The organism is Paenimyroides ceti, assembly GCF_030409925.1.
The window spans coordinates 1-12,840 of record NZ_JAUFQU010000012.1; the positions used below are offsets into that span (position 1 = coordinate 1).

At 35.6% G+C, this 12,840-nt stretch carries 12 protein-coding genes; 5 read left to right on the top strand and 7 right to left on the bottom strand.

Annotation, left to right across the window (positions count from 1 at the left end):
* Positions 1-536 (top strand): GLPGLI family protein (locus QW060_RS18360; protein WP_290364906.1); only part of this gene is annotated, 536 nt, incomplete at its 5' end.
* On the opposite strand, the gene hppD is transcribed toward QW060_RS18360, so the two are convergent.
* The 4 genes from hppD to uvrC form a co-directional block, all read right to left on the bottom strand.
* Positions 481-1,641, bottom strand: a complete 1,161-nt coding sequence (gene hppD / locus QW060_RS18365) for a 4-hydroxyphenylpyruvate dioxygenase (RefSeq protein WP_290361727.1) — start codon at positions 1,639-1,641, stop codon at positions 481-483. The two genes, QW060_RS18360 and hppD, sit on opposite strands and share 56 nt — an antisense overlap.
* A gap of 47 nt (positions 1,642-1,688) precedes the next feature.
* The gene (locus tag QW060_RS18370; RefSeq protein WP_290361726.1) at positions 1,689-2,846 is read right to left on the bottom strand and encodes a homogentisate 1,2-dioxygenase; all 1,158 of its coding nucleotides are present in this window, start codon (positions 2,844-2,846) and stop codon (positions 1,689-1,691) included.
* Between the two features lie 183 nt (positions 2,847-3,029).
* A complete protein-coding gene (locus tag QW060_RS18375; RefSeq protein WP_290361725.1) occupies positions 3,030-5,237 on the bottom strand; it encodes a patatin-like phospholipase family protein in 2,208 nt (735 codons plus the stop codon).
* Positions 5,238-5,239: 2 nt separating this feature from the next.
* Complete coding sequence (gene uvrC / locus QW060_RS18380; RefSeq protein WP_290361724.1) at positions 5,240-7,036, bottom strand: excinuclease ABC subunit UvrC; 1,797 nt, start codon at positions 7,034-7,036, stop codon at positions 5,240-5,242.
* Positions 7,037-7,142: 106 nt separating this feature from the next.
* Between uvrC and QW060_RS18385 the strand changes: the two genes are divergently transcribed.
* The 4 genes from QW060_RS18385 (at position 7,143) to QW060_RS18400 (ending at position 9,661) form a co-directional block, all read left to right on the top strand.
* Positions 7,143-8,120: a succinylglutamate desuccinylase/aspartoacylase family protein gene (locus QW060_RS18385; RefSeq protein WP_290361723.1), complete on the top strand. Its 978-nt coding sequence runs from the start codon at positions 7,143-7,145 to the stop codon at positions 8,118-8,120.
* The gene (locus QW060_RS18390; RefSeq protein WP_290361722.1) at positions 8,113-8,676 is read left to right on the top strand and encodes a 5-formyltetrahydrofolate cyclo-ligase; all 564 of its coding nucleotides are present in this window, start codon (positions 8,113-8,115) and stop codon (positions 8,674-8,676) included. Before QW060_RS18385 ends, QW060_RS18390 begins: the two co-directional genes overlap by 8 nt.
* 62 nt (positions 8,677-8,738) lie before the next feature.
* Positions 8,739-9,374, top strand: coding sequence for a nitroreductase family protein (locus QW060_RS18395; protein WP_290361721.1), 636 nt, complete (start codon positions 8,739-8,741; stop codon positions 9,372-9,374).
* A gap of 44 nt (positions 9,375-9,418) precedes the next feature.
* A complete protein-coding gene (locus QW060_RS18400) occupies positions 9,419-9,661 on the top strand; it encodes a hypothetical protein (RefSeq protein ID WP_290361720.1) in 243 nt (80 codons plus the stop codon).
* A 31-nt stretch (positions 9,662-9,692) separates the two neighbouring features.
* On the opposite strand, the gene QW060_RS18405 is transcribed toward QW060_RS18400, so the two are convergent.
* From QW060_RS18405 to QW060_RS18415, 3 genes are all read right to left on the bottom strand, one after another.
* The gene (locus QW060_RS18405; RefSeq protein ID WP_290361719.1) at positions 9,693-10,100 is read right to left on the bottom strand and encodes a hypothetical protein; all 408 of its coding nucleotides are present in this window, start codon (positions 10,098-10,100) and stop codon (positions 9,693-9,695) included.
* A 213-nt stretch (positions 10,101-10,313) separates the two neighbouring features.
* Positions 10,314-11,969, bottom strand: coding sequence for a M16 family metallopeptidase (locus tag QW060_RS18410; RefSeq protein WP_290364907.1), 1,656 nt, complete (start codon positions 11,967-11,969; stop codon positions 10,314-10,316).
* On the bottom strand, positions 11,966-12,840 hold an 875-nt coding region (locus QW060_RS18415), incomplete at its 5' end, for a M16 family metallopeptidase (protein ID WP_290364908.1). The genes QW060_RS18410 and QW060_RS18415, both read right to left, overlap by 4 nt.

Consider the following 12,840-nt stretch of genomic DNA (forward strand, 5'->3'; position numbering starts at 1 on the left):
GTTTCCTTTCTGATAAAAAAGCAACTGAAAAAATATGGAAAATTGAGTATAAGGAGATTTCCATTTATACTCCAGGTTTTATAAATGAAGACAAGGCAACACTATATATATCAGATGATTATTCGTTTTGCAAAACAGAATTTAAAGAGAGTGCATATAGTGCAGAAGACCTAATGGCAAGTGATGATTCAATTTTAGTGATTGATGATGATAATTTTGATGAAAGTTTTAATGAAATAGTGGTAAACCGAAACGAAAAGACATTAACCGAATATCTTTTTGAAGATATGGTATTGAAAAACAAGTTTGCTGTTGAGGAGTCTTTGCCTGAAATGAAATGGGAGCTTTTAGAGGAGAAAAAAAGGATTGGCAATTATAATTGCGAAAAAGCCAAAACGGTTTTCAGGGGCAGAATGTATGAAGTGTGGTATACCCCCGAAATTCCCTTGTCTTCTGGTCCATGGAAGTTTAACGGACTATTTACAATGTACCTCTTTTCTCTTGTTCTCTTTCAATCGATTCAAAAAGCGCTTTAAAGTTACCAGCTCCAAAACCTCTTGCTCCCATACGTTGAATAATCTCGAAAAATACGGTTGGACGATCTTCAACCGGCTTGGTAAAAATCTGCAACAGATAACCTTCTTCATCTGCATCAATCATAATTCCAAGTTTTTGAAGTTCGTTAATATCCTCTTTAAACTTTGACATATGATCTTTTAAACGCTCAGGAATAGCATCATAGTAAGCTTGTGGTGGCGTACTTAAAAACTCTACTCCTCTTGCTTTCATTTGTGACACTGTTGAAAGAATATCATCTGTAGCTACAGCAATATGCTGAATTCCTTCGCCTTCATAGAAGTCTAAATATTCTTCAATCTGAGAACGTTTTTTACCTTCTGCAGGCTCATTGATAGGGAATTTAATACGACCGTTTCCATTAGACATTACTTTAGACATCAAAGCCGAATATTCTGTATTGATCTGTTTATCATCAAACGAAAGGAAATTTACGAATCCCATTACTTCTTCGTACCATTTTACCCAGTTATTCATCTGATTCCAACCAACATTACCTACCATGTGGTCAATATACTTCAAGCCAACAGGTTCTGGTTTATAGTCCGATTCCCATACCTTATATCCCGGTAAAAATACACCGTTGTAATTTTTGCGTTCTACAAACATATGTACTGTTTCACCATAAGTGTAAATTCCGGCACGGACAACTTCACCAAACTCGTCTTTTTCAACAGTTGGCTCCATAAAAGACTTTGCTCCTCTTTTAATCGTCTCTTCATAGGCAGAGCGTGCATCTTCAACCCAAAGCGCTGCTACTTTTACTCCATCTCCATGTTTTTTCACATGCTCACCAATAGGAGATTCACTATTTAAGGCTGTAGTCAATACAATTCGGATTTTGTCCTGTTTCAATACATAAGACGCTCTGTCTCTGATACCGGTTTCCAATCCTGCATACGCCAATGACTGAAAACCGAATGCAGTTTTGTAAAAGTGCGCTGCCTGTTTTGCATTTCCTACATAAAACTCAACATAATCTGTACCCAATAAAGGCAAGAAATCCTGAGCTCCTTCAAATATTTTCTCTAATCCGAATTCTACTGATTTTAAATTATTGTCCATTTTAATTTTTTTAAATTTTGTTGTTTTGTTGTACTATGATGAGCAGCTTAATCCAGCCATGACTGATAATACTTCTCATCAGCAATTTTCATTGCTTCTTCTGTAACCATTAAAGGCTTAAAGGTGTCCACCATTACAGCTAATTCTTGTGTGTCTTTAGCCCCAATACTTCTCTCTACAGCTCCCGGGTGTGGTCCGTGCGGAATACCAGCCGGATGCAGTGATATATGTCCTGGTCCTATATCATTTCTACTCATAAAATCACCGTCTACATAGTAAAGTACCTCATCTGAGTCAATATTACTGTGATTGTAGGGAGCCGGGATAGATTCCGGATGATAATCATATAGTCGCGGAACAAATGAACAGACAACAAAGGCATCTGTTTCAAAAGTTTGATGTACTGGTGGCGGTTGATGGATTCTTCCTGTAATCGGTTCGAAATCATGAATTGAAAAAGCATACGGATAGTTATAACCATCATAACCAATCACATCAAAAGGATGTGTTGCATATACCATATCAAAGATTTCATCCTGTTTTTTAACTTTTATTAAAAACTCACCTTTTTCATCATACGTTTCCAGTTTTTCCGGACGGCGGATGTCTCTCTCACAAAACGGAGAATGCTCTAACAATTGTCCGAACCAGTTTCTGTAACGTTTAGGGGTATAAATAGGTCTTCTCGATTCCACAATAAACAAACGATTATCTTCCGAATCAAAGTCTATCTTATAGATAATACCTCTTGGTATGAGAATATAATCACCGTATTTGAAATCAAGATTTCCTAACATTGTACGAACGACTCCTGTACCTCTGTGGATGAAGATCAATTCGTCAGCGTCGGTATTTTTATAAAAATATTCCTGTGTCTTACCGCTTGGAGCAGCCAAAACAATAGTACAATCACTATTGGTCAGTACCGCTTTTCTGCTTTCAAGATAATCAGCAACCGGATCTACCTGAAATCCGCGAAAACGGTATGACTGAATGTTATTTGCTTTTGCAATTTTAGGAGCTACACTATAAGAACCCTTGATTTCCTTTACCTGTGTAGGACGATGTTCATGATACATGTTAGTAGACATTCCATCAAATCCTATAGTTCCGAACAATTGTTCGTAATAGAGATCTCCGTTTGGTTTACGAAATATAGTATGTCTTTTCGGAGGGATATTTCCCAATTTATGATACATTGGCATAACGCTATTCTTTTAGTTTGTTTATAAAATACCTAATAAGCAGGTGCTTCTCATTCAGGATTTCTCTTGATGAGATATTTAAGATGTGATAAAAGTCCGTTCCAATTTTTCATATCTAACAAAAATATCTATTTTTTTTTCGACTAACAATAGATACCTGTTAATTTTAGAAGTTTTTGGGAATTAAAACCAAAAACCAACACTAAACCATGTGTAATGGTTTCTGGTATCGGGAGACCAGCTATGCTTAATTTCTATAGGTCCGATAATTGCCTGATATCCGTAACCGATGGCATAACCATTGAATTTTGGTTTTGAAATCCAGTCAGAGTATTGAAAAATATTGTTGCCTATCTGTGCATAATTAGCCGCTATGTTGAGATGATGTTTATTAAAAACCTCATAGTCCACTCTAAAAAGCACTTTTACATAGGAATCATCAAATACACTCAAAAAATCATATCCATAAAATTGTTTAACATTATAAACGGACTGAAAACCATATCCTCCAAAAAAGTACTGTAGAAAACTGGAAGATTCACTACCGATAGTAGCACCAATTTCTGCTTTTGCTTCAACACTAACTTTATCAAAAAAAGTTCTCACAGTTCCTAATTCTGCATTGATCTGTGAGAAATTCTTAAAATTTCCTGTATAATCTGATGAATGAAAGTAGTTTTTATATTCTGCATTAAATATTACACCTTTACGCGGAAAATATTTGTTATCATACGTGTCAAATACAATATTTCCGTAAGCAGATAAATAATGGCTTTTATCTATCCACGGCATATCAAAAATCAGATTTTTAATATCGACCTGATTGAATTTATGCTCCAATCCTACCGCGACAAGAAACTGATCTCTGTAAAATGTTTGAAAATAAAGACGGTTAGTAACATCTACAAGATCTAAACTCAGACTGTTAGGCAAAGTAGGCAGTTCTATAAAGTTGCTTGTGATCGGACGATTGATATTACGCGAAATCTTGTTGAGCTTAGACTGAAAACCAACGCTCCATCGATAACCATTATCTACATAATAATTTAAATTATAACGAAACTGATCACCAACTCCCAAATCAAGCGAAATAACATCATTTTTAAACAAGAGCTTTTTTTGAGTAACATTGACTAAAGCAGCACTTTTATAGAGGTTATCAAAGTGTAACCCAAATTTAAGATAGCGCTGGGTTTTTGCTTCTTTCAGGTTTAATTTCAAGACATCTCCGCCGTCTTCTTCAGCAAAACTGTATACAATACTGCTAAAGTTCTGGGTACCATTCATATTATTAATTCCTGTAGAGAAGTTATCAAATGTTAAGGTCGTATTTGGTGTAAACTTTAGCTTTCCATATACATAACTCGAAGTAAAGTTTTCCATTTCATTAATTTCTACCCTTGATATACACAGATCCCCTTTGTATTTTTCTCTGAAACTCGGAGGGTTGTTGATGTATTCCGGACTTCCCATTTTTTTGAACTCCTCAGTAAACGGAGCTGCTGCTTCGATTCCTTTTTTTATAATATCACTTCCTTCTCTAAAGGAAATCACAGAATATCCTTTGATATCGGGTTTTATGTATATATCTGTTTCCCGAATTTTACGACTCATATCCTGAACCATTGAAAAGTTCGAGATCTGCAATAAAATATCTGATGCTCCTCTGATATCTTCTCTGTTTTTTAGCCCATCCTGAACATCAACTCCAATAACAATCTCTGCTCCCATTTTGCGCAGTTCATCTATCGGATAGTTATTGGCCACCCCACCATCAATAAGCAATTTACCGTCTATTTCTACCGGGGAGTACAAGGAAGGAAATGCACCACTTGCCAATATACTTTGAGGTAGTATACCCTTATCCAGAATAACCTGCTTACCGGATTCTATATCTGTAGCAATACATAAAAACGGAATAGCCAGTTTATTGAAATCTCTTTCATGCCTTACATGCAGTAACAGCCCTGAAAGTAAATTATAATTATACATTCCTTTTGATAACGCAGCAGGCATTCCTATTTTAAAATCATCAAAAGGAAGCTGAAGCGCATATATTTCATCATTTCTTTTTTCATAAAATGATTTCGATATTCTCGGAATATAATCCTGCAATAAGGCTTCAGTATCTACATTTTTAAAGATTGAATCAAGTTCACTGGCGGTATATCCTGAGGCGTATAAGCCTCCAATGATGGCCCCCATACTTGTACCCGCTATATAATCTACTTTTACGCCGTTTTCTTCAAGTACTTTTAAAACTCCAATGTGCGCCAGCCCTTTCGCACCTCCGCCACTTAACACTACCCCTACTTTTTTTCGCTGATTTTCCTGTGCTTTTGCTACACTAAAACTCATTATCACGCATAAAAGAAAGGTAAGTGTTTTCATGTTTATTTATTTTTAAAGTATTCTACTACTTTTAATGTTTTCGATTTACCGATTACTTTTTCTATTTCTGTTTGCGGAGCCAGCTGTAATCTTTTTACAGATTTGAACTCAGCCAGTAATTTTTCCATTGTTTTATCACCTATTCCGGGAATCTGAGTAATGGTAGACTGGATGGCATTTTTACTGCGCTTATCTCTGTGAAAGGTAATACCAAATCTATGAGCCTCATTTCGCAGGTGTTGGATTATTTTTAATGTTTCTGATTTTTTATCAAGATATAACGGAACGGAATCACCCGGATAAAACAATTCTTCCAGACGTTTGGCAATACCTATTATGGCAATTTTACCCCTTAATCCTAAATCATCTAAACTTTTTAACGCAGAAGATAACTGTCCTTTACCCCCATCAATAATAATCAATTGTGGCAATGGCTGCTCTTCATCCAACAGCCTTTTATATCTTCTGTACACCACTTCTTCCATAGAAGCAAAATCATTTGGACCTTCTACCGTTTTTATATTAAAATGACGATAATCCTTTTTACTCGGCTTTCCGTCTTTAAATACAACACAGGCTGCTACCGGGTTTGTTCCCTGAATATTGGAATTATCAAAACATTCAATATGTCTGGGTTCAACTGACAAACGCAAATCCTTTTTCATTTGTGCCATAATCCGGTTCGTATGTCTGTCCGGATCTACAATTTTAATCTGTTTCAGCTGATCCAGTCGGTAATATTTTGCGTTTCTTTCTGATAAATCAAGCAATTGCTTTTTATCGCCCAACTTAGGAACTGTAATTGTAAATTCCGTTCCTAAATCTACCTCAAAAGGTACAATAATTTCCTTAGATAATAAATTAAATCTTTCCCGAAGTTCCACTATTGCCAATTGCAACAGATCGACATCTGCTTCATCTAACTTTTTCTTTAATTCAAGTGTATGAGAGCGAATGATCGCTCCGTGAGCAATCTGAAGAAAATTGACATACGCCATGCTTTCATCAGAAACAATAGAAAAGACATCTATATTCGTAATGCGCGGATTGACAACAGTTGATTTGGACTGATAGTTTTCAAGAATATCTATCTTCTCTTTAACTTTCTGAGCTTCCTCAAATTTCATATCCTGAGCAAAATGTGTCATTAATGCTTTAAACTCTTTAACATTTTCTTTAAAGTTCCCCCTTAAAATATTTTTTATTGCCTTGATCTTATTTTCATAAGAAGGAAGGAGTTCCAATTCTTCACACGGTCCTTCACAATTGCCAATATGATATTCCAGACATACCTTATATTTTCCTTTTCGTATATTTTCAAGGCTAAGATCATACGTACATGTTCGCAACGGATATAGTTCCTTTATTAGGTCTAATAGAATATGTGCTGTTTTTACACTCGTATAAGGACCGAAATAATCTGATCCGTCCTTAATCATACGCCGCGTTAAAAATACTCTGGGAAAAGGCTCGTTTTTAACACAAATCCAGGGATAGGTTTTGTCATCTTTGAGCAAAACATTGTACCTCGGCTGCAATCTTTTTATAAGGTTATTCTCTAATAGAAGCGCCTCGCTTTCGTTTGGCACTACAATGTGCTTTATCGCAACAATTTTACGAACCAGCACATTGGTTTTCCCATAATCATGTACCTTATTAAAATATGAATTGACTCTTTTCCGAAGATTTTTTGCTTTTCCAACATACAGGATTTTGCCGTCTTTATCAAAAAACTGATAAACACCGGGTTGGTCAGGCAAGGTCTTTATTTGTAACTCTATCTGCGAAAATTGCGTCATTTTTTGTTCTTTAATACAACAAAGTTAGTTTTTATATAGCAATAAAAGATATCCGTTTCTTTGTTTTGATGAATATTTTATAAATTTAAAAACTCAATTAAAAAAGATGTTTGAATTTAAAGATTTTACTTTACTCAATAAAACAGTAATTCCGGGTGAAACCAAAATCATCGAATTACAAATCGCAACTTTACACACGATGACGGAATTAAAAATCCCTGTTATCGTTTCGCGTTCTATTCATCCTGGACCAACGGTATTATTCAGCGCTGGACTGCATGGAGACGAACTGATCGGAGTAGAAATTGTAAGACAGCTGATTACTAAGAAAATCAATGAACCCAATATAGGTACTATTATCTGCATTCCGCTGATCAATGTTTTTGGTTTTGTAAACCAATCGCGGGAATTTCCTGACGGTCGGGATCTGAACCGGGTATTTCCGGGTAGTGCTAACGGTTCTCTCGCCAGTCGGTTTGCATATCGCCTGATCAAAGACATATTACCATTGGTAGATTATGTCATTGACTTTCATGCCGGTGGAAAAGCGCGTTTCAATGCTCCGCAGATTCGCATCGAATTTGAAAATGAAGCACTTGAAAAAATGGCCAAAGCATTTGACCCACCGTTTGTATTGTATTCGAAGAATATTGAAGGTTCTTTTAGAAATGCCTGTGATGAACTGGGCATTCAATACATTCTTTTTGAAGGAGGAAAATCACTGGATATCAATGCTGAAGTCGTACAAGAAGGTATTGAAGGATCGATGCGTTTTCTCTCCAGCCTAAACATGCTGAACAAAAAGTTTGAAGTTCCGTTATCGAATCACAATACGATTTTTATAGAAAGCTCTTCGTGGATCAGAGCACAGTATTCCGGATTGTTTCGCAGCGATGTAAGGTATGGGGATTATGTCATAGAAGGACAAATTTTAGGAAAAATCACAGATCCATACGGTGCTGTTGAAGAAAAAGTTATTGCTCCGAATTCCGGCTATATCATCAATGAAAATCAGGGACCAATTGTTTTTCAGGGAGATGCTATCTACCACATTTCAACACAATTAATCAGTAAAAATGAATAAAGCCGATTTACGAAAAAAATACAGAGAACTGCGTCTGCAATTGCCTCAAGAAACAATTGAAGAAGAAAGCTTACTCATCGCCAATAATAGTCTCAGACTACCCGTTTGGGACAAAACAAATTACCACATTTTTCTACCCATTACAGAAAACAAGGAAATCAACACAGAATATCTAATGCATATCTTACAGGGGAAAGATAAAAATATTATAATTTCTTCTACAGATTTTGAAACCCGCAGTATGCATCACTTCTTACTTACGGACAATACCGTAATCAAAAAAAATGCATGGAACATTCCGGAACCGGTTGGTGGTATTTCGGTTTTACCTGATGCCATTGAAGTTGTTTTTATCCCGTTACTGGCATTTGATGAAAAAGGAAACCGAATCGGTTATGGAAAAGGATTTTACGATCAGTTTTTATCGGAATGTCCCAAAGAAGTCATTAAAATAGGTCTTTCCTTATTTGAAGCAGTTTCTCATATAAATGATGTTTTTGAGACAGATATTCCTTTAGATTACTGTATCACACCAAAGCAAACGTATACCTTTTGATTTATTAACGTAGATTAAGACACCGCTTTTAGAATTGTTGTATTTTTGAAAAAAATTTGATTATGCAATTATTAGAAGCACTAAACTGGAGATACGCAACAAAGAAAATGGATGATTCTTATGTTGTTCCGCAAGAATTAGTAAATGAAATCATAGAAGCTGCTTATCTGGCACCTACTTCATCTGGCTTACAGCCCTTTCAGGTTTTTTCAATCAGTAACAAAGAATTGAGAGAAAAAATACAACCTATTGCATACGGTCAGTCTCAGATTACAGATGGTTCTCATGTACTTGTGTTTGCAGCATGGGATAAATATACAGATGAACGAATTGATGCCATTTTTGATCATATGAATACAGAAAGAGGACTTCCTCTGGAAACTACTGATGAATATAAAGCAGGGCTAAAAGCTCAACTATATGCCATGAGTGAAGAACAGCAAGCTGCACATGCTGCAAAACAGGCATATATCGGATTTGGTATAGCGATTACTGCTGCTGCAATGCTAAAGGTAGATGCGACTCCTATGGAAGGCTTCGTTAATGCAGACTTAGACAAATTATTAGGATTAGAGGAAAAAGGCCTAAAGTCTACAACAATTCTTACGTTAGGAAAAAGAGACGCAGAAGGAGACTGGCTTGTGAATATGAAAAAAGTAAGACATCCTAAGAATACATTTCTTACGGAGATTAAATAATTCTGGCTTGATATTTGAATATTATTCGTAAAATTCTATTTGTCATGAAGAAAATATGTATGCTATTATTTACAGCTGCTTTGCTGTACAGCTGCGGAAGTTTTAATCAAAAAAACAGCAACAAACCCGGAGGCAGAGAGAATCCTGCACAGAACAATAACAATAGAGACCGAAATAACGGAACACGTGAAAGTTCTTCAAGATCGGTAAACAAATCTGACAGTAGTAACAACTCTGGAAACAGATCGAGTGATACGAATCAAAGAAACAATTCGAACAAAAGATAAAAAGCAGCTCATAAGAGCTGCTTTTTATCTTTTACTGTTCTTTGAGATAGGCTTTCTGAACAGCCACGCTAAACTCTTCATTTAATTTCTGATAGGCTTTCGAAAATTCTTCTCCTTTGACAATTTCCGGAAGGCTGATCTCGTTTGTTTCTTCAAAATGTTTAATGGTAGATTTAAAATCATCATGGGTATAGTATTGTGCAAATAATGCCGCTGATTTTTCTTTAAACGTTGTAAAAGCAGTATCAAATTCTTCAGAGAAACGCTTTTTTCCCTCATCAGATAAACTTTCAAGAACACCCGTTTTTACAGCTTCTATTTTAGCTGTAAAGCCCGTAATTTCATTAAACCTAACAATGTCTTTTTTAAAAGCAGCATCCTGTGCAAAACCGATATATCCGTATAACGAAAGTATAAAAACCATTATTATATTTTTCATCCTATTCTGAATTTAAACATTATGACGAGGTTAAAGATACTAATCTCTGATGAACAGAAATCTGATTTATGATAAATTTTACTTTTTGACAATACCATTATTTACCATTTCTTTCACCCTATAATGGAGTACATGGAGATTAAAAAAATACTTTGTAACAAAAAAGCCCGGAAACCTAATATAGGGTTCCGGGCTTCATAAAAAACTATTTTATTAATATCCGAAGATTTCTTTAAGCGTCAGGGTTTTTACCTCTCCTATTTTTTTCAGGTCTTCCGGTTTTATGGCATCTGTTTTTGCCAGAACACAATAAACATAAGGTTTGTTTTTCATTTCCTTATCATGGAATACTTTCAAGTCAGGATAGTTTAAAGTAGGCACTTTGTCATATACTTCTTTTCTGATGTCTGTTTTATTTCCTAATTTTTCAGCAGACAAATAGCTCATCAATATTGATGCATTCGTGATGCGCTCACTTGCAAGAGATTTCAGCAAGCTTTCTTTGGCTGTCTGTAATGCTTTATTAGATTCTGGTAAATCATTTAAAAGCTCATTCATACCTTCTACGGCATCATTAAATTTATCTGCCTGTGTACCTACATAAGCACCTACAGAATTCAAATCTTCTTTTTTAGATGCCTGTCCAAAATACGCATACGTTGAATATGCCAACGCCTTAGATTCGCGAATGGTCTGGAATACAATACTTCCCATACCTCCTCCAAAATAGCTGTTGAATAAAGAAGCTACCGGTGCATTTTTAACATTGTATTTATCTGAGTTTCTAAACCAGAAAACTTCTGCCTGTTTCATATCAAAGTCAGCAAATAAAACTTTATTCTTCACGGTAGGCTCTTCTTTAAATACTTTTGCCTTTGGAATTGCAACATACTTAGCATTTTTAGCTTTAAGAGGGGTTAATTCCTTTGCCAATTGATCTACAGATTTTGGTCCGTAATACAATACGCGGTGTTTTGTCAAAGTCAGATCATGGATTATTTTTACCAAATCACTTGCTTTAACAGCGTCCAGCTCAGCATCAGTAAGAACATCATTAAACGGATTTTTTGCTCCGTATTTTGCGTATGCTCTTAATCCACTCATAATCACATTTTTATTTTCCTTCGCATTTGCACGTGATTGCTTGATTCCCTCTTTATAAGAAGCCAACGCCTCTTCATCAGCAACTGCATTTTTAAGCAAATCCTGTATTAAACTTACTGTTGCTGCAAAGTTTTCATTAAGTCCGGAAATAGAAATATAAGTTTCTTCATTGGAAGAAGATACATTGAATGAAGAAGCCAATTTATAGAATTCTTTACTGAAATCTTCACTCGATTTTTGTTTGGTTCCAATATACTCAAGATAGTCGACTGCTAAAGGAAGTAATTTATTGTTCCATTTACCGGTATTGTACTGGTAATACATACTGAACAACTCATTTTCCTTATTCTTTACAGCAAGGATTTCGGTATCATTAGAAACCGTCTTCTGAAGATCTTTACTATAATCTACCCAAACCGGTTTGATTTCGTTTTCAGGCATTTCATTAACCTTTTTAAGAAAATCTGACTGATCTTCACGGTTTACAGAAACAGCTGTAATAGGTGGTTTCTCAACTTTAACAACATCTTTATCTTCTCCTTTGCGCTTGTAAACAGCTACGTAATTATCGTTGTTCAAATATTTGTTCGCAAAATCAACAATATCTTTCTTGGAAATTTGGGTAAGGCGATCGTTATAGCTTAATTCATTCGCCCAGTCAAGTTCGGAAGTAAAAGATTCCATCAGCACATTTGCTCTTGAACTGTAGCTCTCGTTGGTTGCGATTTCATCTTTTTTATTATTATTGATAATGGAAACAATCAAATCATCCGGAAATCTCCTTTTTTCAATTTATCAATTTGTCCTAAAATCAATTTTTTAACTTCATCCAAAGATTGTCCCTGAGTAGGGTTTCCTTGTAAAATCAACATAGAGTAATCTTTTAATACATACGGAAATGCATATGCTCCTAATAGCTTTTGAGATTTTACCAGATTTAAATCAATCATACCTGCCGAACCGTTAGTAAGAATATTTCCTAACAGCGTAAGCATCTGTGCATCTTTTGTACCTGCTCCGGGAAAACGGAATCCAAGCATAATGCTTTCGGCACTTGGTCCGTATACTTCTTTTACAATTGGTTTTGTAATTGGTTTCTCAGGATCGAATTTATACTCAGGAATGGCTTTAGACTTCATATAGCTGAATGCAGCATCGATCTTTTTAACCGTTTCTGTAGGGTCAAAATCACCTGACATAATTACCCCCATATTATTTGGAACATAATAGGTTGTAAAATATTCTCTGATTGCTTTTAGTGATGGGTTTTTCAAGTGTTCGATAGTACCGATAGTAGTTTGTTTTCCATAATTATTATTAGGAAACATAGCCGCAAACATGGTTTCAAAAGCCTTACGTCCATCATTGTCAAGACCTCTGTTTTTCTCCTCATACACAGCTTCCAATTCCGTATGAAATAAACGAAGAATCGGATTTCTGAAACGCTCGCTCTGTACTGCCAGAAACTTATCCATAACATTGCTTGGAATGTTTTCTACATATACCGTTTGCTCAAAAGAAGTAAAAGCATTGGTTCCTTCTGCTCCCATACTGCTCATAAGCTTGTCGTACTCATTGGCAATGGCATACTTTGCTGCCTCTCCGGATACACGGTCTATCTCTTTATAGATTTCCT